At 47.2% G+C, this 22,703-nt stretch carries 17 protein-coding genes; 10 read left to right on the forward strand and 7 right to left on the reverse strand.

What is annotated here, in order from left to right; translation table 11 throughout:
- Positions 1-87: 87 nt before the first annotated feature.
- The 4 genes from dnaX (at position 88) to AACQ93_RS04910 (ending at position 4,724) form a co-directional block, all read left to right on the forward strand.
- Positions 88-2,310 (forward strand): DNA polymerase III subunit gamma/tau, encoded by a 2,223-nt coding sequence (dnaX, locus tag AACQ93_RS04895; RefSeq protein ID WP_064602576.1) that lies wholly within the window; start codon positions 88-90, stop codon positions 2,308-2,310.
- A gap of 28 nt (positions 2,311-2,338) precedes the next feature.
- Positions 2,339-2,668, forward strand: coding sequence for a YbaB/EbfC family nucleoid-associated protein (locus AACQ93_RS04900; protein ID WP_007461677.1), 330 nt, complete (start codon positions 2,339-2,341; stop codon positions 2,666-2,668).
- Positions 2,669-2,671: 3 nt separating this feature from the next.
- Positions 2,672-3,274 (forward strand): recombination mediator RecR, encoded by a 603-nt coding sequence (gene recR, locus AACQ93_RS04905; protein ID WP_007461679.1) that lies wholly within the window; start codon positions 2,672-2,674, stop codon positions 3,272-3,274.
- Between the two features lie 403 nt (positions 3,275-3,677).
- Positions 3,678-4,724, forward strand: a complete 1,047-nt coding sequence (locus AACQ93_RS04910; protein WP_064602578.1) for a porin — start codon at positions 3,678-3,680, stop codon at positions 4,722-4,724.
- 98 nt (positions 4,725-4,822) lie between these two features.
- Here the strand turns inward: AACQ93_RS04910 and AACQ93_RS04915 are convergent, their stop codons facing one another.
- Positions 4,823-5,371 (reverse strand): regulatory protein ToxS, encoded by a 549-nt coding sequence (locus tag AACQ93_RS04915; protein ID WP_064602580.1) that lies wholly within the window; start codon positions 5,369-5,371, stop codon positions 4,823-4,825.
- Positions 5,362-6,234 (reverse strand): winged helix-turn-helix domain-containing protein, encoded by an 873-nt coding sequence (locus tag AACQ93_RS04920; RefSeq protein WP_064602581.1) that lies wholly within the window; start codon positions 6,232-6,234, stop codon positions 5,362-5,364. The genes AACQ93_RS04915 and AACQ93_RS04920 overlap by 10 nt, the downstream gene beginning before the upstream one ends.
- Positions 6,235-6,480: 246 nt before the next feature.
- On the opposite strand from AACQ93_RS04920, the gene htpG reads away from it, so the two are divergent.
- From htpG to AACQ93_RS04940, 4 genes are all read left to right on the forward strand, one after another.
- Complete coding sequence (gene htpG, locus AACQ93_RS04925; protein WP_064602583.1) at positions 6,481-8,382, forward strand: molecular chaperone HtpG; 1,902 nt, start codon at positions 6,481-6,483, stop codon at positions 8,380-8,382.
- Between the two features lie 176 nt (positions 8,383-8,558).
- Positions 8,559-9,203 carry an adenylate kinase gene (gene adk, locus AACQ93_RS04930; protein WP_007461690.1) on the forward strand — a complete coding sequence of 215 codons (645 nt, stop codon included), beginning with the start codon at positions 8,559-8,561 and terminating at the stop codon, positions 9,201-9,203.
- Between the two features lie 130 nt (positions 9,204-9,333).
- Positions 9,334-10,314 carry a ferrochelatase gene (hemH, locus tag AACQ93_RS04935; RefSeq protein ID WP_064602585.1) on the forward strand — a complete coding sequence of 327 codons (981 nt, stop codon included), beginning with the start codon at positions 9,334-9,336 and terminating at the stop codon, positions 10,312-10,314.
- Between the two features lie 133 nt (positions 10,315-10,447).
- A complete protein-coding gene (locus AACQ93_RS04940; RefSeq protein WP_007461695.1) occupies positions 10,448-11,752 on the forward strand; it encodes an inosine/guanosine kinase in 1,305 nt (434 codons plus the stop codon).
- A gap of 200 nt (positions 11,753-11,952) precedes the next feature.
- On the opposite strand, the gene asnB is transcribed toward AACQ93_RS04940, so the two are convergent.
- The 5 genes from asnB to nagB all read right to left on the reverse strand — a co-directional run bounded on the left by asnB (position 11,953) and on the right by nagB (position 18,864).
- Positions 11,953-13,623, reverse strand: coding sequence for an asparagine synthase B (gene asnB / locus AACQ93_RS04945; protein WP_007461697.1), 1,671 nt, complete (start codon positions 13,621-13,623; stop codon positions 11,953-11,955).
- Positions 13,624-13,928: 305 nt separating this feature from the next.
- Positions 13,929-15,515 (reverse strand): cation:proton antiporter family protein, encoded by a 1,587-nt coding sequence (locus AACQ93_RS04950; protein WP_007461699.1) that lies wholly within the window; start codon positions 15,513-15,515, stop codon positions 13,929-13,931.
- Positions 15,516-15,695: 180 nt separating this feature from the next.
- Positions 15,696-16,910 carry a DNA-binding transcriptional regulator NagC gene (nagC, locus tag AACQ93_RS04955; protein ID WP_064602588.1) on the reverse strand — a complete coding sequence of 405 codons (1,215 nt, stop codon included), beginning with the start codon at positions 16,908-16,910 and terminating at the stop codon, positions 15,696-15,698.
- 2 nt (positions 16,911-16,912) lie between these two features.
- Positions 16,913-18,049: an N-acetylglucosamine-6-phosphate deacetylase gene (nagA, locus tag AACQ93_RS04960; protein ID WP_064602590.1), complete on the reverse strand. Its 1,137-nt coding sequence runs from the start codon at positions 18,047-18,049 to the stop codon at positions 16,913-16,915.
- Between the two features lie 14 nt (positions 18,050-18,063).
- Positions 18,064-18,864 (reverse strand): glucosamine-6-phosphate deaminase, encoded by an 801-nt coding sequence (nagB, locus tag AACQ93_RS04965; protein WP_064602599.1) that lies wholly within the window; start codon positions 18,862-18,864, stop codon positions 18,064-18,066.
- 260 nt (positions 18,865-19,124) lie between these two features.
- On the opposite strand from nagB, the gene nagE reads away from it, so the two are divergent.
- Together nagE and glnS are read left to right on the forward strand one after the other, a co-directional pair.
- A complete protein-coding gene (nagE, locus tag AACQ93_RS04970) occupies positions 19,125-20,618 on the forward strand; it encodes an N-acetylglucosamine-specific PTS transporter subunit IIBC (RefSeq protein WP_064602601.1) in 1,494 nt (497 codons plus the stop codon).
- Positions 20,619-21,033: 415 nt separating this feature from the next.
- On the forward strand, positions 21,034-22,698 hold the full coding sequence (gene glnS / locus AACQ93_RS04975) for a glutamine--tRNA ligase (RefSeq protein WP_064602603.1): 1,665 nt from the start codon (positions 21,034-21,036) through the stop codon (positions 22,696-22,698).
- Positions 22,699-22,703: the final 5 nt, after the last annotated feature.

Below are 22,703 nucleotides of genomic sequence, written 5' to 3' on the forward strand. Positions count from 1 at the left end.
ATCATTGGGCGCTCATGGTAGCGCCCTCTCGCTCAAAAATTCTCCCTGTGCTAGCATTGAGCTCTTGATTTTGTAAGGTTAGTTAACATGAGTTATCAGGTTCTGGCACGGAAGTGGCGACCGCATCACTTTGAGGATGTGGTAGGACAGTCACACGTCTTAACAGCGCTGTCTAATGCGCTTGCCCACAACCGTCTTCATCACGCTTATCTGTTTAGTGGTACCCGAGGTGTTGGTAAAACCACGATAGCCCGTATTTTTGCCAAAGGGCTTAACTGTGAGCAGGGTATTACAGATAAACCATGCGGCCAGTGTGAGACTTGTCGTGAAATAGATGAAGGCCGCTTTGTCGATCTGTTAGAGATCGATGCGGCGTCACGGACAAAAGTCGAAGATACCCGCGAGCTACTGGATAACGTCCAGTACAAGCCGGCACGGGGCCGATTTAAGGTGTACCTGATTGACGAGGTTCACATGTTGTCCCGTCACAGTTTCAATGCCTTGCTGAAGACTCTGGAAGAGCCGCCTGAGTATGTGAAATTCATTCTGGCGACGACTGATCCGCAAAAGCTGCCGGTGACCATCCTGTCGCGTTGTCTGCAGTTCCACCTCAAACATCTTGATAATACGCAAATCCAGTCTCAGCTTGAGAATGTTCTGGGCCAAGAACAGGTTGAATTTGAATCTCGCGCTCTGAGTTTGCTGGCCCGTGCTGCTGAAGGCAGTTTGCGAGATGCGCTCAGTCTGACTGATCAGGCGATTGCGCTTGGTAATGGCAAGATAAGCACCGATTCAGTTTCTGCCATGCTGGGAACCCTGAATACAGACCAGGCGCTGTATTTGCTGGAAGCGATGGCCAATGGACAAGCTGAGCCTGCGATGGCTGCGCTTGAAGAACTGGCTGGTGTTGGCGTGGAGTGGGATAGTCTTCTGCGTGAGCTTGCAGCCCAGCTTCATCGTGTGGCAATGTACCAGGCCCTGCCTGCAGCGCTGGATGACAGTGCACCAGATGCCGATCGTGTAATCACACTTAGCAAAGAACTGTCACCTCAGGATGTGCAGCTTTGCTATCAGATCGCTTTGCAGGGACGCCAGGATTTGGTTTATGCGCCGGACGGCCGCACAGGCCTAGAAATGGTTTTGCTGCGCATGCTGGCATTCCGTCCGGTTTCCGGTCAGGGAATCATGCCTCAGCCTGTTGCCGTACCTGCGACACAGCCTCAGGCTCCAATGCAACCGACTCAACCTGTGTCTCATGCGCCGAATCAGGCTTCTCAGGGACAGCAAGGTATGCAGCGGGTGCAGGCGCTCAAAGCGCAGATGCAGGGTGCACAGCCACAACAACAGGCGGCTCAGCCTCAGCATACAACTCAGCCTGGACTGCAACAGCAGCCCTCGGCTCCTGTTAACCAACCGGCACAGTATTCGCAATCAGCTCCGGCACAACCGAATGTTTCGCAGCCTGCTCCGTCGATGCCGCCTGAAATGCCTCCGCATATGGCTCCGCACCAGGAAGCGGCTCCGCAGGTTCAGCAAAATGTACCGCCACAAACTCAGGCCAGATCTTCGTCTCCGGCTTCCGGTTTGTTGGCCGCAAGAAATAAACTGCGTAGTCAGACCAAGCGCGGTAACGGGGAACAGTCTTCAGTAAAAAAGACTGAATCGGCGCCAGCTAAAAAAGTCGCAACGAATGTGCTAGATCGGATTGCCAGCAAGCATCAGGATCAGCCAGTTCCGGTTTCCGGAGCACCAGCGATGCCAGCGCCGGACGCACCTGTAATGCAGGCGAATACTGCGGTTGAAGAGTACCAATGGAAACCTCAGGCTCGTCCTGAAATTGCTGAGAAGAAGCCGGAAGTGGATCCGGCGACTTTAAAGCGGGCGCTGGAGCATGAAAAAACGCCTGAGATGGCGAAACAGCTTGTCAAAGAAGCGGCAAATCAGGATAGTTGGTCAGATTTAGTGACTAAGCTAAACGTAGGGCGTATGGTTCAACAGCTGGCATTAAACTCGGCGTTTGAACAAAATGGCGGGAACGTGACTCTGTTCCTGCGTCATTCGCAGAAGCACCTGGATACACCTAAGGCGCGCGAGCAGCTGGTACCTGCGTTGTCCGAGCTTCTTGAAGGCCCGGTAGAGCTGACAATTGAATTAAGTGATAAAGGCCGCTCGCCACTGGAATGGCGTGAGGCGATTTATCATCAGAAACTGGATCAGGCAAAACAGAGTTTGCTCAGTGATCCGAACGTGAACTTCATCTGCCAGCGGTTTGCAGCCGTATTGGATGAAGATAGCGTGAGACCCTTATAGATTAACCAGACCAATAGAGAGAGAAAATATGTTTGGTAAAGGCGGTATGGCTAACATGATGAAGCAGGCGCAGCAGATGCAAGAGCGCATGCAGAAGATGCAGGAAGAAATCGCAAATATGGAAGTAACCGGTGAGTCTGGTGCTGGCCTTGTGAAAGTAACGATCACTGGTAGCCACAGTGTGCGTCGTGTTGAGCTGGATGAAAGCCTGATGGAAGACGACAAAGATATGCTGGAAGATCTGATTGCGGCAGCTTTCAATGATGCTGCTCGTCGTGTTGAAGAAGCGCAGAAAGAGAAAATGGCTAGCGTTACAGGTGGCATGAACCTGCCAGCTGGCTTCAAGATGCCATTCTAATCAATGCGTACCAGTCTTCTGCTGGAGCAGCTAATGGAGGCTTTACGCTGTTTGCCCGGGGTTGGTCCCAAGTCAGCACAGCGTATGGCCTTCAGTCTGCTACAGCGCAATCGTCAGGGCGGTTTGCAGCTTGCAGATGCCCTGAACAAGGCAATGACGGAAATCGGCCATTGCCAGAGCTGTCGTACTTTCACTGAAGAAGACACCTGCGCGATTTGTGCTAATCCGCGACGTCAGGAAAATGGCCAGATCTGCGTAGTTGAGAGTCCGGCTGATATCGTTGCCATTGAGGCGACAGGTCAGTTTTCGGGGCGTTACTTTGTCCTGATGGGGCACTTGTCTCCGCTGGACGGCATTGGTCCTTCAGACATCGGTCTGGATATGCTTGAGCAGCGTTTGCAGAATGAGCAGATTGCCGAGCTGATTCTTGCTACCAACCCGACTGTGGAAGGTGAAGCGACAGCACACTATATTGCGGAGCTATGTAGTGAGTATGGTATTCCGGCAACGCGTATTGCTCACGGTGTCCCTGTCGGCGGTGAACTTGAACTGGTCGATGGTACTACTCTGTCTCACTCTTTTGCGGGACGTCACAAGCTCTATTAAGTTTGCAGATTGCTCTTCAAACTGTTTTGAAAAATGCCAACTGACAGAATTATCTGGAGGTTGGTATTTTTTTGCCTTTTCGAAATTAAATCCATTCTTTCAATAGCTTAAATTTTAACTTTTAGCTGTTTTAGTTCTTTAAAGACGCTTTTAGTTTTTAGCTCTGGTTAATTTCTAACTCGTTCTATATAAATAATATTTCAGGCTGTTTTTCTTCATAACTCATTGTTATTTCGTATTTAATTATTTCATCTCGGAACTATCTGAGCTGTCGGAAATAGGCCGTCTCCTTCATGTGGTGAAGAGGCCTGTTATCCGGCTTAAAGGATAAAAATACAAAAGCAGACCTGCATTTCTTACTCCAACAGAGGGTAAAGCAGGGGTGGAATTATTAGGAGTAACCATGAAAAAAACAGTAGTTGCAGCCGTAATTGGTTCAGTGGTCGCAAGTGCATCGGCAATGGCTGCCGAAGTCTATAAGTCAGATGAACTGTCTGTGAATGCCTACGGTAACCTGCGTGCCCGTTATGAGACTACAGATAACGGTGTAATGGGGGCGGACAGCACGTTCACTGGCGAGGGCACAGAGCTTGGCCTGGGTGTGACTTACTTCCTGCAAGATGGCCTGTACGTAAACGGTGATGTTCTGAGTGAGATGAACATTATTCCTGAAGACGGCGACGGTAATGATGATGACAGCTTCCTGAAGTTCGGCTCGATTGCCCTTGGCGGTGACTTCGGTGAGTTCCGTATCGGTCGTATGTCAGCGATTCAGGATACATTGGCTGGCCAATACGATATCTCTTGGGAGTACGCTGGTACGGCGAACATCAAAGATGACGCGTATGCGACTGATCGCCTGACAAATGGCTTCCAGTACAAATACGATATGGCACCTTACGGCCTGACTATGATGCTTCAGTACCACACGGGTGATGAAGGTGTTGATGCCTCCGGTAATGCAAATCCGAACAACGGTGAGCTGGGTATCGATCAGGCATATGCTCTGGGTGTGGCATGGGAATCTGAGTTCGGTCTGGGTCTGTCCGGTACTTACACATACTCTGAGCGTACTAAGCAGGACGTGAAGTATGGCGGTGATGACGATACATCATGGACTTTGAACGCCACCTATCGTATCCAGGAGCTGTCTCTGGCTGCAATGTACTCTGATTACGACTTTGCCGGTAATGAGCAGACAGGTATCGGTGCCATGGCTCGCTACGACCTGCCGGTAGGTATTGGTCTGTACGGTATTTACGATTATGTTGATTATGACACTGATGACAATACGCTGGATCAGTACACAATCGGTGCTGATTACTGGTTGAACGACAGCGTTGTGTCTTACATGGAATACGCAGATATGAGCTACGATAAGCAGAGCTCAAACGGTGAGACTTTCCAGGATGACAGCGCGTTTACTATCGGTATGCGTGTGTACTTCTAAGCTCCTGAACTTCTAACAATCTGAATAAAGAGCTTAGTTTTAAATAATAGGAATGTTCATTGTCTTGGGGGAAGCGGATGCTTCCCCCCTTTTTTGTTTTACAGCGAGTAAAGAATATTTGAACCGTAAGTTAGGCTAGTCAGCAACAGTGATTTTTCATTAATCACATCAATTCGACGGCTTTGCTGAGCATCCATACGGAAAACTTGCTTGATCACAGCCAGGTGATGCTTCTTGAAGTCTTCATTCTTGCCGGAAGTAATGTCTTTAAACTCAAGTGGTTCAGTCAGCAGATAACCACCACTGACATCCCAGTTACCGGACTCAGAAATGTGAAGCGTCAGTGGTTGCTCATTATCACTGAACAGTCTGAGCTGGGTAATCCGAGAGTAGGAGTGGTTAGGCAGGTAAACCACATGGCTGGTTTGTTCAACCCGGCGCAACATGCCAAGTTCATCCAACTGAGTTGGTTGGATTCGGCTGACCGAAGTAGATAACCATTCACGTGACATCAGAAGCTGTTCCTGCTTGTAATCGCTGGAGAAATATAGCCAGGTGCTGAATATTGCTGACAGCGCCAGGATGATGAATGCCCAGTACCGTTTGATGAAAGATGGCATTAGTTCACGTTTGTTAATTACTGACATAGCTGAGTATTGTCCTCATGGCTTGTTAGTAAACGCAGAGTTACGTTTTCTGATGGCTCAGACGGGCTGTGAATGTAGTTGAGCCATAGCTGTTTGTTCTGTCCGCCTGTAGCTATGACCTCTATCGGGCGAGCTCCGCTCTCATGGTATTGAAGGTAATTTTGTACACAGCTGGTGATCATCGTGCTCCACTGAGAAACGGATGGGTGATTTTTCGGCGTCAGTATCTGGACACCGTCGACTTCCAGTAGCGGTTCAAAAGCAGCAGACTTTGGCGGCACACTCATATTCACCAGGATAGGTAACAGGCAGGCGATAAGAATTGCGATGCCACTGAGCAGGTTCAGGTTGGCTTTTGTGTTAAGCGGTTTAGCTTTAGCAGCAGGGATAGTCCTGGCAATATCTGTCGCATTTTGTACAGGCGGCACTGATGCTGGCTGCAAGCTGCCTGATTCAGGTTCAGCTGAGTCAGAGAGGTTTTTCTTATAGTTCGGCTCGACGACAGCTTCAACATTTGCGCTGAATTGCTCAATAGCGGCAATCATTTGATAGCCACGTTTCGGCACCGTTTTAATAAATTCCGGTGACTTAGTGGAGTCTTTCAGGGCTTTGCGAAGGGTTGAAATTGCCTGGGTCAGGCTGGAATCATCAACTTCAAAGCCTTGCTCACGCCAGACATAGTCGTGCAGGCGATTGCGGGGAATGATCGCCCCTGGCTCTTCGATGAGCAGGCTCAAAGCCCGGCTTTCATTACTGCCAAGCCGGGTTAGTTCGTCGTTTTCAAATTGGTCTATAAGGCTGTTGTCATATGGATCGAATATAAATCGATTCCCAATCAGAAACTTATTAGAAGCGTTATTCATTGTAAGCACCAATGGTACAGTTGAGCAGCATATATATCATCAGTTCCCTGAATCTGATCTGAATATAAATAATGATAAGAATTGGCTGAAAAAATCTAAAGTCGGTATTTTAGGTTGAAATTACCGATAGTGACCATATCTATGTAATGAATTGTTATAAATTGCGTAATATACCTGGACACTTCTTGATATTGGTTAAGCAAAAAATCAGTTGGGACTTGGGTATACAACTATTACGGAGTTGAAATGAGCGAACAAACTACCCACAAAAACAAGGAAACGCGCGGCTTTCAGTCAGAAGTAAAACAGCTGCTGCACCTGATGATCCACTCACTGTATTCAAATAAAGAGATCTTTTTACGTGAGTTGATTTCCAACGCATCGGATGCCGCAGATAAACTGCGTTTCCGAGCGCTATCACAATCTGATTTGTATGAAAATGATGCTGAACTTGTCGTTAAGCTGTCATACAACGAAGAAGCGGGTACGCTTACCGTAAGTGATAATGGTATTGGTATGACCCGCGACGAGGTGATTGAACACCTTGGTACCATTGCTAAATCTGGCACTAAAGATTTCTTTGCCAAGCTGAGTGAAGAAGAGACCAAAGACTCGCAACTGATCGGTCAGTTTGGTGTTGGTTTCTATTCTGCATTTATTGTTGCTGATGCAGTAACTGTAAATACTCGAGCTGCCGGAACTCCTGCTGATCAGGCTGTACGCTGGCATTCTACCGGTGAAGGTGATTACTCGGTTGAAGATATTGAGAAAGCAGGCCGTGGTACCGAGATCATTCTGCATCTGCGTGAAGAAGAAAAAGAGTTTCTGAGCGAGTACCGCCTGCGCGATATCATCGGTAAATACTCAGACCATATCGGTATCCCAGTACAGATTCAGACTGTCGAGCGTGACGAGGAAGGCAAGGAAACAGGCAATAAGAAGTGGGAGCAGATCAACAAGGCACAAGCCCTGTGGACCCGCAATAAGTCTGATATTACCGACGAGGAGTATCAGGAATTCTATAAGCATGTTTCCCATGACTTTGCAGAACCGCTGATCTGGAGTCACAACCGTGTGGAAGGTAAACAGGATTACACCAGCCTGTTGTATATTCCTTCAAAAGCACCGTGGGATATGTACAACCGCGATAGTAAGCATGGTTTGAAGCTTTATGTGCAGCGCGTGTTCATTATGGACGATGCGCAGCAGTTTATGCCGTCTTACCTGCGCTTTATGCGTGGTTTGATTGACTCGAATGATCTGCCATTGAACGTATCCCGTGAAATCCTGCAGGACAACAAAGTCACTCAGTCATTGCGCAAAGCTTGTACTAAGCGTGCACTGACTATGATGGAACGTTTGGCGAACAATGATGCTGAAAAATACCAGACACTGTGGGATGAATTCGGTCAGGTACTGAAAGAAGGCCCGGCAGAAGATTTCGCTAACCGTGACAAGATTGCCAAATTGTTGCGTTTTAGCTCAACTCATACTGACAGCACCGAGCAGAACGTATCTCTGGCTGCTTATGTTGAGCGTATGAAAGAAGGCCAGGATAAGATTTACTACCTGACAGCAGATACTTTCACCGCAGCGAAAAACAGCCCACACCTGGAGCAGTTCCGAGCGAAAGGCCTGGAAGTGCTGCTGATGCATGATCGTATTGATGAGTGGCTGATGGGTCACTTGCCGGAGTTTGACGGTAAGGCGTTCCAGGCGATTACCAAGGCTGATCTGGATCTGTCCAAGTTTGAAGACGAGGAAGAGAAAGAGAAGCACAAAGAGACGGAAGAAGCATTCCAGTCTGTGATTGAACGCACAAAATCATACTTGGGTGAGCGTGTTCAGGATGTTCGTGCGACATTTAAGCTGCATGATACGCCAGCTGTTGTTGTGACCGGTGAACACGAAATGGGTACACAAATGGCGAAGCTGCTGGCGGCAGCGGGTCACGAAGCTCCGGAAGTGAAATACATTCTGGAGCTGAACCCTGAACACAAACTGGTTAACAAGATGGCTGATGAAGCTGATGAAGAGCAATTTGGCCTTTGGGTTGAAATGCTGCTGGGCCAGGCTCTGTTGGCGGAACGCGGCTCTGTTGAAGACCCGTCTCAATTCCTGTCTGCGGTTAACAAACTGCTGGCATAACAGGGTTGGAAAATCGGTTTGACCAAGGGTCTTATCGATGTTTTTGTCAGCATCAAATACCATCCTGATAAAGCATGAAATTGCAGCCCGGTCAGTGTGCCGGGCTTGCTACATCAGGCTAATCAGTGTATTTTTCATTTTTTTGCAAAACTCCATTTTATTAAAAGGGGATCAAAATGCGCATCATCCTTCTGGGCGCTCCAGGTGCCGGTAAAGGTACTCAGGCTCAATTCATCATGGAGAAATTTGGTATTCCTCAAATTTCAACTGGTGACATGCTACGTGCTGCAATTAAAGCGGGTACTGAACTAGGCAAGCAAGCTAAAGCTGTTATCGATGCTGGTCAGCTAGTATCTGATGACATCATCCTGGGTCTGGTTAAAGAGCGCATCGCTGAAGAAGATTGTGCAAATGGCTTCCTGCTGGACGGTTTCCCTCGCACAATTCCTCAGGCTGACGGCCTGAAAGAAATTGGCGTAAACGTAGATTACGTTATCGAATTTGACGTTCCTGACCAAGTTATCGTTGAGCGTATGGCTGGCCGTCGTGCGCACCTGCCTTCAGGTCGTACATACCACGTTGTTTACAACCCGCCTAAAGTTGAAGGCAAAGATGACGTAACTGGTGAAGACCTTGTTGTTCGTGACGACGACAAAGAAGAAACAGTACGTGCTCGCCTGGGTGTATACCACGATCAAACTGCACCACTGATTGCTTACTACGGCAAAGAAGCAGAAGCAGGTAATACAACTTACCTGAAATTCGACGGTACTCAGACTGTTGAAGCTGTTAGCGCAGAACTGGAAAAAGCACTGGCTTAATCGCATAGTTCAGCGATTAAACGAAAGTGACAGACGGGTTGGCCCTGAGGCCGACCCGTTTTTTTATGGGTGTTCAGTTCAGCCTAAAGCTGTTAAAGTTTTGATATGTCGGCACTTAACGAAGCATACTATGAGCCAGAAAAGCAATAACAATAAATATGGGGTGTTACTGGTTAATCTTGGCACTCCTGATGAAGCCTCCCCGGCGGCTGTGAAACGTTTTTTGTCTGAATTTTTGCATGATCAGCGAGTGGTCGATCTTACCCGCTGGTTATGGTGCCCAATCCTGCACGGGGTGATCCTGCCTGTCCGTTCACCGAAAGTTGCCAAATTGTACCAGTCTGTCTGGATGGATGAAGGTTCACCGTTAATGGTGTATTCGCGCCGCCAGCAGGAGCAACTTGGAGCTAAGCTTGAAATTCCGGTTGAGTTGGGAATGACCTACGGTAACCCGAGTATTCTTTCCGGTCTTGACAGCCTTAAGCAGCAAGGTTGCGACAGGGTGTTGGTATTGCCGCTTTATCCGCAGTATTCACGAACCACAACGGCGGCGGTTTTCGATAAAGTTGCCAAAGTACTAAAACAGCGCGCAGAAATTCCTGAGTTGCGTTTTGTAAATCAGTACTTTGACCATCCTGATTATATTTCGGCGCTGGCGGGCTCGGTGACAGATTTCTGGAATGAGCATGGTAAGCCGGATTATCTGCTGTGTTCCTACCATGGTATTCCCAAACGTTATGCTGATAACGGTGATCCTTATCCGGAGCACTGTAACGGTACAACGGCTTTGCTGGCTGACGCTCTGGATATGCCGCGCGAAAAAATGAGTATGAGCTATCAGTCAATTTTCGGCAGGGAAGAGTGGCTAAAGCCTTATACGGATAAGACCATTGAAGAGCTGGCTAAAAAAGGTGTTAAGCGTCTGGATGTGATGTGCCCGGCGTTTTCTGTTGATTGTCTCGAAACACTGGAAGAAATCGCTGAACAGTGCAAAGAGATCTTCTTGGAAGCCGGAGGGAAAGAATTTAATCTGATCCCTTGCCTGAACGATAACCCGGCCCATATCGATATGATGGCAGCGCTGGTGGAACAACACTGTCAGGGCTGGTAACGACTTGTAAAGGCTGTACTCAAAACTTTCCTTAAAAAAAGTTGAAGCTCTCAAAAAGTGTGAGAGCTTTTTCTTTTCTGTTCTATATTCTGTGATAGAATTCGCAAAATTTCCCAACAGACAGCTCATTAACATGAAATTTCCAGGTCAAAGAAAATCAAAGCATTATTTTCCAGTACATGCGCGTGATCCTCTTCTGAGTCAAACCAAACAAGAAAAACGTCTGACGCGTACCCATGTGGTAGGGATCGATCAGACTTTGGTTGATATCGAAGCGTGTGTCGATGATGAATTCCTGGATCGTTATGAGCTGAGTAAAGGTCACTCTCTGGTTATTACCGACGAGAAAGCAGAAGCCCTGTATCAGGAACTGAAAGAAAATGATCTGATCAGCCATGAATTTGCCGGTGGTACAATCGGTAATACCCTGCACAACTACTCGGTACTGGCTGATGACCGTTCAGTACTTCTGGGTGTGATGAGTAAAGATATTGAAATCGGCAGCTATGCTTACCGCTATCTTTGCAACACATCCAGCCGCATGGATATGAACCACCTGCAGCCTGTTGAAGGTCCTATCGGTCGTTGTTTTGCCCTTATTTCCAAAGAAGGTGAGCGTACCTTTGCAATCAACGAAGGTCGTATGAACCAGCTTTGCCCGAACAGCATTCCTGAGTCAGTGTTTGAGCGTGCATCTGCACTGGTTCTGACTGCGTACCTGGTTCGCTGTAAAGATGGTGACCCGATGCCTGAGGCAACCATGCGTGCTATCGAATATGCGAAAAAGCATGATGTTCCGGTTGTATTGACACTGGGTACTAAGTTTGTAATTGAAGACGATCCACAGTGGTGGCGTGACTTCCTGCGTGATCACGTATCAGTGGTTGCGATGAACGAAGACGAAGCAGAAGCGCTGACCGGTATCGCGGATCCGCTGATGGCTTCTGAAAAAACGCTGGAGTGGGTTGACCTGGTTCTTTGTACTGCCGGTCCTGTTGGTCTGTACACTGCTGGCTACACTGAAAATTCAGCTAAGCGTGAAACCAGCCTGCCACTGCTACCGGGTGAAATCCCAGAATTCAACCGCTACGAATTCAGCCGTCCGATGATCAAGAAAGATTGTAGCGATCCGATCAAGGTATTCTCGCATATCGCGCCATACATGGGTGGCCCAGAGCGAATCAAGAATACTAACGGTGCTGGTGACGGTGCACTGTCTGCACTGCTGCATGATATGGCTGCAAATCGTTACCACAAAGAGAATGTGCCTAAGTCGAGCAAGCATCAGTATAACTACCTGACTTATTCTTCTTTCTCTCAGGTATGTCTGTACTCTAACCGTGTAAGTTACGAGGTACTGGCGCAGCACTCTCCACGTCTTTCTCGTTGTCTGCCTGAGCGTGAAGATAGCCTGGAAGAAGCATACTGGGAACGTTAATTCCCTGCTCTTTGTCCTTGAACAAAATAGCTTTGAGCAAGTGATTCGCCGTAATAGACAGAAAAACCGCCGGAAGGCGGTTTTTTTTATGTTTGTACATCAGTCATTAATTGAGTAGAGATAAACGCTTATCGCTACTTTTAATATAAAAAAGCGGGAACCATTGGTTCCCGCTTAAGTTTTGTTTCAGAAACTTATACTTATTTGTCGTACGCTTCGTTGTGAACGGCTGCTACGGCACGGCCTGATGGATCGGCGCTGTTCTTGAAGCTTTCATCCCACTCAATTGCTTTAGCGCTTGAGCATGCGATTGAAGGTCCGCCCGGAACACATTTCGCAGCATCAGCCAGCGGGAACAGCTCTTCGAAGATCTCACGGTACATGTAGCCTTCTTTCGTCGTTGGCGTGTTGTACGGGAAGCGGAACTTCGCTGTTTCAAGTTGTTGCTCAGTAATCTTAGCTTCTGCAACTTCTCGCAGGGTATCAATCCAGCTGTAACCTACACCATCAGAGAACTGTTCTTTCTGACGCCATGCCACTGATTCTGGCAGGTAGTGACCGAAACATTCACGGATGATGTGTTTTTCCATTTTGCCGCCGCCGCACATCTTGTCTTCAGGGTTCAGGCGCATTGCCACTTCCAGGAATTCCTTATCCAGGAATGGTACGCGTGCTTCGATACCCCATGCAGCCATCGACTTGTTGGCACGGGCACAGTCAAACATGTTCAGCGCAAGCAGCTTACGAACGGTTTCTTCATGGAACTCTTTCGCGTTTGGTGCTTTGTGGAAGTACAGGTAGCCACCGAATACTTCGTCTGCACCTTCGCCGGAAAGTACCATCTTGATACCCATAGCGCGGATTTTACGTGACATCAGGTACATCGGTGTTGATGCACGGATAGTTGTCACATCATAAGTTTCGATGTGGTAAATCACATCGCGGATTGCATCCAAACCTTCCTGAATGGTGTAAGTCAGCTCGTGGTGAACGGTACCGATATGGTCGGCAACTTCTTTAGCTGCTTTAAGATCAGGTGCACCTTCAAGGCCGATAGCAAAAGAGTGCAGGGTTGGCCACCAGGCTTCTGATTGCTCGTCATCTTCGATTCGGCGAGCAGCAAATTTCTTAGTAATCGCTGAGATAACTGATGAATCCAGGCCACCGGATAGCAGTACACCGTAAGGTACGTCTGTCATCAGCTGACGTTTAACCGCGCCTTCCAGGGCTTCAGCCAGTTCAACTTTATCTGTTTTCGCTTCGGCTACGCTGTCGTATTCCATCCAGTCACGTTTGTAGTAACGAACTGGCTCGCCTTTCTTGCTCCACAGGTAGTGACCTGGAGGGAATTCACTGATGCTCTTACAAACCGGAACCAGGGCTTTCATTTCAGAAGCAACATAGTAGTTACCGTGCTCATCGTAGCCGTGGTAAAGCGGGATGATACCAATATGGTCACGGCCGATCAGGTAAGCATCTTCTACTTCATCGTACAGGATGAAACCGAAAATACCGTTCAGGTAATCCAGCAGTTCAGGGCCTTTCTCTTTGTACAATGCCAGGATGATTTCGCAGTCAGATTGGGTCTGGAAAGGGTAGTCCGGTGCGAATTCCGCTTCGAGTTCTTTGTGGTTGTAGATCTCACCGTTAACTGCAAGGGCATGTGTTTTATCGGCGTTATACAGAGGCTGCTCACCGCTGTTCAGGTCAACGATAGCCAGGCGTTCGTGCACTAGGATCGCTTTGTCTGATGAATAGATGCCTGACCAGTCAGGGCCGCGATGGCGCATTTTTTTAGACATTTCCAGTGCGGTTTCACGCAATGCTGCCGCATCGCTTTTAATGTCTAAGATACCAAAAATTGAACACATACTTCCCACTCCAACTTTAAATTGCTTGTTGCTGTCCCTGAATTTCTTGGCGAGTAAGTTCCATGTGTAAGGAACTTACTATTCGGGCTTAGAACCTTGCCTCGCCGTTCTTGATTTTTAAAATTGCGTATTCAGCAAATAAATGCAACCAGAAACCTTAATTCAATTAAAGAAAAGGCTTTGTGGTGAATTTTATTTAATAAAATTGGATTTAAATGAATTTCATCTAATATCGGTTGGTGTTTTGAGCAGAAAAACGAACGGCAGCCGAAGCTGCCGTTGGAAGAAAAGAACAGAATAATGCGCTAGAGAGGCTTTATTTGAGGTGATAAATGTTCGCAAACATGACGGGCAAAGCCGCTGCCGGCCTCATTGTAGATGTTGAAAGCGGCATCAACCCCCATTTCATTCAGCAGATCCACATCATCACTGTATTTCGCAATAGCTGCGATTTTACCTTGGTAATTGCGTTCGCGGATTTGTTCAAGTGCGAAGCTATTGGCCTGGCTGTGTGGCATCGCCAGCAAAATGAGCTCGGTATTGTGGCGGGAGATGACTCTAGCCCAAAAGTCGGGGTCAGTTGCATCGCCATGAATCACGTTACGTCCTTCATCGCGATGGCCCTGTACTGAGTCTTCACGGGTTTCAATACCGATAACTTGTTGGCCATAGCGTTGAACCAGTTCGTCATAGGCTCCGGTACCGATACGTCCCATCCCGAGGATCATGATCTTCTTGTCACCAAGGTCGATAAGACGATCGCCTGCGTTCAGTTTTTCCGGTTCATATTCTTTGAGCCATTTTGAGGCATCTTTATAGATGCGGTGACTGATACTGTTCAGCGGCGCAGCAAGCAGGAAGGAAATGGAAACCGCAATAGCGATGGCAACCAGGAAGCTGCCCGGCAGAAGCCCCATGTTGTAGGCCAAACCGCTCACAATCAGGCCGAATTCACTGTAGTTGAACAGAGTCAGGGTCCCCAGTAGTGAAGTACGGACCCGGAACCGGAAAAGGTTGAAGATAACGTAGTAGAGCACGCCTTTGATCGGCAGCAGCAGAATAAAGACCATGGCCATGAGGAAGCCGTTAACGGTTGGTTCTTCTGACAAGCCGATGTTGAGGAAAAAACAAACTAACAGTAGTTCTTTCAGGTTGAATAAAGATTTGGATAACTCTGAAGCTTTCGGGTGAGCTGCCAGCATCATCCCCATAATCAGAGCACCCAGGTCAGCTTTCATGCCAACGGCTTCAAATAAACCGGCTCCGGCGACCAGCGCCAGGAAGATACCGTACAATACCAGCATTTCACCGTGACCGGCTCGATCAAGGATCTTAAACAGAGAAGGGCGTAGCAACGGCAGGGCAAACAATCCCAGAGCGGTAATTTCAGGAATTTTCCCGGTAGAAACCGTCAGGAAAATTACCGCAAAGACATCCTGCATTACCAGAATACCGATTGCCAGTGTGCCGTAGGTGGCATTCAGTTCACCTTTCTCCTGTAGTGCTTTGATGGCAAATACGGTGCTGGAGAAGGAGAGTGCAAAGGCCAGCAGAGCAAGCTGCATGATATCGAGTTCAACCAGCATACCAATGCCCAGTTGTTTAAGCGCAAGCAGTATCAGGGTGAATAAACCGGTTGAAAGCAAATTGTGCAAGGTTGCACCGCCCCAGATTTCTTTGGCGAGCAAGGTTTTTACATCGAGCTTCAGTCCGATAGAAAACAGTAATAGGGTGACACCTAAATCTGCCAGTGACGTTAGGACTTCTGTGGAATGATAGCCTGCGCTATTGAGAGCAAAGCCGGCAATCAGAAATCCCACTAGTGGTGGGAGCTTACACCTGAGTGCAATGAAGCCTGCCAGAAAGGCGGCAATAATATAAACAAGTTCCATAATGAGCTTAGCAATCCTTTCTTATGGTCTTGGTGGGATGCTGGTACAGCAGTTATTGTTGCAATATAACACAAGGGGCATGTATCTGTCTGATACATGCCCCTTGGCGCTATTCTGAGTAAGCCTGATTAACTATTCGTGACGATCTCTTCCATCTTCATCTGAGTGCAGTCTGACACCTTAATCTTCCAGTAAACGTTGTAGAAGAACGCCGTTAAGCATCGCACGTTTGATCATTGAGAAGGCGCCAATCGTAGGTTGGTTATAAAGTTCTGATTCAACAATTGGTAAATCTTTGTTGAATGTAGACAGAGATTGAGTCTCAATGCAGCGACGAATAGCCGGGAACACGACATCTTTGGCTTGGGTGATATCGCCTGCAATTACAATCTTTTGCGGGTTAAACAGATTGATGGTCATTGCCAGTGCTTTACCAAGTTGATTACCGACTTTGATCAATGCCTGGCTGGCAAGCTCATCACCTTTGTTTGCGGCTTCACAAATAGCAGGCATTGTTACGTCTTCAAGTTCTTGTAGGCTGCTTTGGTAACCTTGATCCAGTAGCTTCTGAACGTGAGTAATAATAGCCGGATTGGCAGCAACAGTTTCAAGACAACCGAAGTTGCCACACTGGCATTTATCACCCAAAGGATCGATTTGGATATGACCAATTTCACCGACGTTGCGGTTATGGCCAAGGAATACCTGTCCGTTAACGATAATACCAGCACCGGTACCGTGATGAACACTGACCAGAATAGAGTCAACACAGTCCTGGCTGGCACCAAAATAATGTTCAGCCAAAGCTAAGCCACGAATGTCATTACCGACAAAGCAGGAAACGCCAAACTTCTCACTGATGATTTCAGAAAGCGGGAATCGGTCAACTGAAATATGCGGCATGTATTCGATAATGCCATTTTCAGGGTCAATCAGGCCCGGCAGGGTAATACCAAATGCAACCAGTTCGCGCATGACTCCCTGGTTTTCACCAATAAACTGGCGAATGTGGTTAAGTAATCCGTCGGTTAACTCTTGTTGATTGGTATAGATAAATTTATGTGCTGTACCGGCAAGGTGTTTGCCGCTCAGATCAAATAAAGAAAGCTCAATGTAATCACGTCCAAGGCGGATCGCAATTGAGTGGAATGGGGCTGACTCTGTGGTCAGCGATATAGCACGTCGACCACCGGTCGATGCTTGCTGCGCGACCTCTTTGATCAGGCCGCGCTCAAGCAATTGGCGGGTGATTTTAGTAACACTTGCTGGGGCCAGCTGACTGACATCAGCAACCTGAATGCGTGATATAGGGCCTTGCAAGTCAATGAGTCTGTAAACAGCTGCACTGTTCAGCTGCTTTACTAGATCGACATTACCAATTTGTCCGCCTGTCATAGTTAGTTCTGCTCGTATTCACCGTTAACAACAGTCGCCCGAACGTTGAAGTCACGATCAAAAATAGCCAGGTTAGCAACCATACCTTTTTTGATAGCTCCCAGTTTGTTGTCCACACTGATTGCTCGAGCGGGATATAGGGTAGCCATACGAATCGCTTCGTCCAGGGCGATACCTGCATGTTCGACGCTGTTCTGAACTGCTTCGATCATTGTCAGCGCCGAACCACCGAGTGTGCCGTTTTCATCAACACACTTTCCATCACGGTAATATACTTTCTTGCCGACAAAAATAAAGTGATCAATGTCTGCTCCTGCTGGCGCAGTTGCGTCGGTCACTAAAATAAGTTTATCGTCCTTCAGGCGGTGAGCGATGCGGATGTTGGCATAATCGACGTGGAAACCATCGGCAATGACGCCGGTGTAAACTTCCGGTGTGTCGTAGATTGCACCGACAACGCCTGGTTCACGCCCTGCGATTGGTGTCATTGCGTTGAACAGGTGGGTAGCAAAGGTCATACCGGCAGCGAAGCCTTTACGAGCTTCTGCATAAGTAGCATTTGTATGACCGGCAGAGACAACAATACCCGCATCAACCAGCTGCTCAATATGTTTATGCTGGTTCTGTTCAGGTGCCATGGTTACCTTGGTTACTACATCGGCATTATCACAGATGTATTGGATCATATCGTCGTCAGAACGGCGGATGTGATCCACACAGTGAATACCTTTTTTCATGACACTAAGGTAAGGGCCTTCCAGGTGCAGGCCAAGAGTGTGGTTCTGGTAACGGTTCTGATACTCTCGTTCTGCTGTGATAGCTGCTTTCATATCCTTATCAGATGAGGTGATCAGCGTTGGCAGGAAGCTTGTGCAACCTGATTTAAGGTTTGCCCTGTGCATGGTATGCAGGCTATCAGCGTTAATTTGGTCGTTAAACATAACGCCGCCACAGCCATTCAGTTGCAGGTCGATGAAGCCTGGTGTCAGGTTAGCCCCTTCAAGATCCAGGGTTTTAATGTCTTGCGGTAGCTCTGCGATGGGGCAAACAGCGTGAATGTTCACGCCGTTAATAATAACGGCGTGGTTATTCAGCACATCGCTACCGGTGAATATGCGGCAGTTGGTAAGCGCGTACATGAACAAGTCCTTTGTTAAAGATGTTTAATATTTTCTGCTTCGAGCTCTTTGAAGTACTTAACTGTTTTTACTTTCAATTCCTGAGTCGCGGGCTCGTCACAGACAATCAGTGATTTAGGATGAATTTGCAGGGCGGAAACCGTCCACAGGTGGTTGACTGAACCTTCTACTGCAGCTTCTAGTGCCAGCGCTTTGCTGTGACCGGTAACCAGAATCATGATCTCTTCAGAATCAAGCAGAGTGCCTACACCAATTGTCAGTGCGTATTTAGGTACTTGGTTGATATCGTTATCGAAAAAACGTGAATTAGCAATACGTGTATCTTCTGTCAGCGTCTTAATACGGGTGCGAGATGCCAGAGATGAGGCTGGTTCATTGAAGGCAATGTGGCCATCGTTCCCTACGCCGCCCATGAATAGGTTAATTTTGCCATAAGATTTAATCTTTTCTTCGTAACGCTGGCATTCTGCTTCGTGATCTAGCGTATTGCCATTGAGCAGATTGATATTTTCTTCTTGAATATCAATATGGTTGAAGAAGTTGTTGTACATGAAACTACGGTAGGATTCTGGGTGATCGGATGGAATTCCGATGTATTCATCCATGTTGAAAGTAACAACGTGTTTAAAACTTACTTCACCTGCTTCATAAAGTTCGATTAAGCGTTTGTATGTTGCCAGTGGAGTACCACCAGTTGGCAGACCAAGGACAAAAGGACGCTCTGCTGTCGGCTGAAATTTATTAATACGATCAGCAATATAGCGAGCAGACCACAAACCGACATCTCTTGCATTATTCAGTGGGATAAGTCTCACGGTTACACCTCGTTTCAAGAAAAAATAACAATAGAATAATAGCGCATTACGACTCTTGTTTTGGATAATAAAATAAGTTTTATGATCGAGCTAGCAAAATCGCTCTGTCATCGTTCATCCGGGTGATAATGATCACAAAAGATGAGAGTTTAATTTGCGGGGCGAATTTAAACTCTTAAACTGCATATTACTTAATCGGGTAGCTAAAATAAGTTATCTGTTTCGAATCTAAGATAATAAAACCATAGGGGGAACTAAGGGTGAACATTCTTGGATACTTTCAAAAAGTAGGTAAGGCGTTGATGGTGCCAGTCGCCACGTTGCCTGCCGCAGCTATTCTTATGGGTGTCGGTTACTGGCTCGATCCAACCGGCTGGGGTGCGAACAGTGCATTGGCGGCTTTCCTTATAAAGGCTGGAGCGGCCATCATTGATAATATGTCGGTACTGTTTGCCGTAGGTGTTGCTTACGGTATGTCCAAAGATAAAGACGGTGCAGCGGCATTGTCTGGTTTTGTTGGCTTCCTGGTAGTTACAACACTGCTTGCTCCTGCAACAGTGGCTCACATTCAAGGTATTGAACTAAGTGCCGTTCCTGCTGCATTCGCGAAGATTAACAACCAGTTTGTTGGTATTCTTGTGGGTATTGTTGCAGCGGAAATTTACAACCGTTATTCACATGTTGAGCTGCACAAAGCGTTGGCCTTCTTCTCTGGTAAACGTCTGGTTCCTATCCTGATGTCTGTTGCCGGTATCCTGATTTCTTTCGTTCTAATGTATATCTGGCCTGCTGTATACGGCGGTTTGGTATCTTTCGGTGAAGGTATCCAGGGCTTGGGTGAAGTTGGTGCCGGTATTTACGCATTCTTCAACCGTCTTCTGATTCCTGTTGGTCTACACCATGCCCTGAACTCAGTATTCTGGTTTGACGTTGCAGGTATAAATGATCTGCCAAACTTCCTTGGTGGTCAGGCTTCTATTGATGCCGGTCTTGCAACTCCGGGTGTGACTGGTATTTACATGGGTGGTTTCTTCCCAATCATGATGTTTGGTCTGCCTGGTGCAGCACTAGCTATGTACCACACAGCTAAGCCTCAGAACAAAGAAAAAGTTGCATCTATCATGATCGCTGCCGGCTTTGCATCATTCTTCACTGGTGTTACAGAGCCTCTTGAGTTTGCGTTCATGTTCCTGGCTCCTGCCCTGTATGTTGTTCACGCATTGCTGACAGGTATCTCTGTATACATCGCAGCGTCAATGCAGTGGATTTCAGGCTTCGGTTTCTCTGCAGGTTTCGTAGATATGGTTCTGCAGACACGTAACCCACTGGCAACTAACTGGTACATGCTGGTTGTACAGGGGCTGGTATTCTTTGGTCTGTACTACTCAATCTTCCGTACTGTTATCATCAAGTTCAACCTGAAAACGCCAGGCCGTGAAGATGATGATGCAGAAGAAGGTGCTGTTGCTGCGGGCTCTGCTGAAACAGGTGAACTGGCTAAGCAGTACCTGAAAGCACTGGGTGGTCACGGTAACCTTGAGAATATCGATGCATGTATTACCCGTCTGCGTCTTACTCTTAAAGACAGCAGCCTGGCTGATGAGAAAACGTTGAAAGCTCTGGGTGCAATGGGTGTTGTTAAACTGGGCTCAAACAACCTTCAGGTTATTCTTGGCCCACTGGCTGAAATCGTAGCTGGTGAGATGAAGAAAATCCCGGTTTCAGAAGACCTATCTTCAGTAAAACTACCTTAATTACTTCATTGCAGTAAGTAATCCTGATTGTTACCGGTCCTGATAAGGGCCGGTAACTCCCTCACTAGACTAATACGAACTTTATCCTTTAATTAGATGCGATTATCTTTGGTAAATAATTGCAGGTTTTATGAAGTTACTGTTTGAATGGTTGTTTCTGAGTGTGCTTAATGCTGAGTACAATCAGAAGCTGCTGAGGCGGTTTCATATTTCAGGTTTTCTTTTTCCGTTGTGAAATCCTGAGTGGAATGTTGTCTATTAGGTCTGCTTTTAGACCTATACTTATATTTCACCCCGCAATTGCGGGGTTTTTTTATACATATCGGCAAACAATGCACACTATTTGTTGAGTCGTGACCCATATTTATGGATCATAGAGAGTTCGAAAATCCTGTCAGCACACGAGGTATAATTGATGAGTGAATCTGAAGCTCGTCCAACTAACTTTATCCGTCAAATTATCAATGCGGATTTAGCAAGTGGCAAACATACAAGCGTACATACCCGATTTCCGCCGGAGCCAAATGGCTACCTGCACATCGGCCATGCGAAATCAATTTGTTTGAACTTCGGTATTGCTCAGGACTATCAGGGTCAATGTAACTTACGTTTTGATGATACAAACCCTGAGAAAGAAGACATCGAATACGTTGAGTCTATTAAGAGCGATGTTAACTGGTTGGGCTTTGAGTGGAGCGGTGAGATTTGTTACTCATCAAACTACTTCGACAAGCTATACGGGTTTGCTATTGAATTGATTAATAAAGGCTTAGCGTACGTTGATGAGCTAAGTCCAGAGCAAATGCGTCAGTACCGCGGTACACTTACCGAGCCTGGTAAGCCAAGCCCATACCGCGATCGCAGCGTAGAAGAAAACTTAGAGCTGTTCGATAAAATGAAGAACGGCGAAGTAGAAGAAGGCAAGATGTGTCTTCGAGCAAAAATCGACATGGCGTCACCGTTCATGGTTATGCGTGATCCGGTAATTTACCGTGTTCGTTTTGCACATCACCACCAGACTGGTGATAAGTGGTGCATCTACCCAATGTACGACTTTACTCACTGTATTTCTGATGCACTTGAAGGCATTACGCACTCTATCTGTACATTGGAATTCATGGACAACCGTCGTCTGTACGATTGGGTTCTGGATAACATTACGATTGATTGCCAGCCTCGTCAGTATGAATTCAGCCGTCTGAACCTGGAATACACGGTGATGTCTAAGCGTAAGCTGAACCAGCTGGTAACAGATAACCTGGTTTCAGGCTGGGATGATCCTCGTATGCCGACTATTTCAGGTCTGCGTCGCCGTGGTTTCACGTCTGCATCTATTCGTGAGTTCTGTAAGCGTATCGGTGTTACTAAGCAGGAAAACACCATCGAGATGGGCTCTCTGGAATCTTGTATCCGTGATGACCTGAACGAGAATGCACCTCGTGCGATGGCTGTAATGGATCCGGTTAAGATTGTTATCGAAAATTTCGATGGCGAAGCTGAGATGCTGGAAGTTGCTAACCATCCGAACAAGCCTGAGATGGGTACCCGTCAGGTTCCGTTTACCCGTGAAATCTACATTGAGCGTGAAGACTTCCGCGAAGAAGCAAATAAGAAGTACAAGCGTCTGGTTCTGGGTAAAGAAGTTCGCCTGCGTGGTGCATACGTGGTTAAGGCTGAGCGCATCGAAAAAGATGAAGCTGGCAATATCACTACTATCTTCTGTACTTACGACAACGAAACACTGGGTAAGAACCCGGCTGATGGTCGTAAAGTTAAAGGTGTTATTCACTGGGTATCAGCTGATGCTGGTGTTTCCGCTGAGTTCCGCCTGTACGACCGCCTGTTCACAGTACCAAACCCTGGTGCAGCAGAAGACTTTGTTTCAGTGATCAACCCTGAGTCCCTGACTGTGAAGAAAGGCTTTGTTGAGCCGTCATTGGTATATGCAGAAGCTGAGAAGGCGTTCCAGTTCGAGCGTACCGGTTACTTCTGTGCTGATAATAAAGATTCATCAGCAGAGAATCTGGTATTTAACCGCACTGTTGGTCTGCGTGATACGTGGGCTAAGATCGGCGACTAATCACA

The sequence above is a fragment of the Photobacterium sp. J15 genome (genome assembly GCF_963870815.1).
GTDB lineage: Bacteria > Pseudomonadota > Gammaproteobacteria > Enterobacterales > Vibrionaceae > Photobacterium > Photobacterium marinum.

What these genes read in the sequence shown, in the direction of transcription:
- dnaX (WP_064602576.1), top strand. Translation starts at nt 88, where the DNA reads ATGAGTTATCAGGTTCTGGCACGGAAGTGGCGACCGCATCACTTTGAG.
- AACQ93_RS04900 (WP_007461677.1), top strand. Translation starts at nt 2,339, where the DNA reads ATGTTTGGTAAAGGCGGTATGGCTAACATGATGAAGCAGGCGCAGCAG.
- recR (WP_007461679.1), top strand. Translation starts at nt 2,672, where the DNA reads ATGCGTACCAGTCTTCTGCTGGAGCAGCTAATGGAGGCTTTACGCTGT.
- AACQ93_RS04910 (WP_064602578.1), top strand. Translation starts at nt 3,678, where the DNA reads ATGAAAAAAACAGTAGTTGCAGCCGTAATTGGTTCAGTGGTCGCAAGT.
- AACQ93_RS04915 (WP_064602580.1), bottom strand. Translation starts at nt 5,371, where the DNA reads ATGTCAGTAATTAACAAACGTGAACTAATGCCATCTTTCATCAAACGG.
- AACQ93_RS04920 (WP_064602581.1), bottom strand. Translation starts at nt 6,234, where the DNA reads ATGAATAACGCTTCTAATAAGTTTCTGATTGGGAATCGATTTATATTC.
- htpG (WP_064602583.1), top strand. Translation starts at nt 6,481, where the DNA reads ATGAGCGAACAAACTACCCACAAAAACAAGGAAACGCGCGGCTTTCAG.
- adk (WP_007461690.1), top strand. Translation starts at nt 8,559, where the DNA reads ATGCGCATCATCCTTCTGGGCGCTCCAGGTGCCGGTAAAGGTACTCAG.
- hemH (WP_064602585.1), top strand. Translation starts at nt 9,334, where the DNA reads ATGAGCCAGAAAAGCAATAACAATAAATATGGGGTGTTACTGGTTAAT.
- AACQ93_RS04940 (WP_007461695.1), top strand. Translation starts at nt 10,448, where the DNA reads ATGAAATTTCCAGGTCAAAGAAAATCAAAGCATTATTTTCCAGTACAT.
- asnB (WP_007461697.1), bottom strand. Translation starts at nt 13,623, where the DNA reads ATGTGTTCAATTTTTGGTATCTTAGACATTAAAAGCGATGCGGCAGCA.
- AACQ93_RS04950 (WP_007461699.1), bottom strand. Translation starts at nt 15,515, where the DNA reads ATGGAACTTGTTTATATTATTGCCGCCTTTCTGGCAGGCTTCATTGCA.
- nagC (WP_064602588.1), bottom strand. Translation starts at nt 16,910, where the DNA reads ATGACAGGCGGACAAATTGGTAATGTCGATCTAGTAAAGCAGCTGAAC.
- nagA (WP_064602590.1), bottom strand. Translation starts at nt 18,049, where the DNA reads ATGTACGCGCTTACCAACTGCCGCATATTCACCGGTAGCGATGTGCTG.
- glnS (WP_064602603.1), top strand. Translation starts at nt 21,034, where the DNA reads ATGAGTGAATCTGAAGCTCGTCCAACTAACTTTATCCGTCAAATTATC.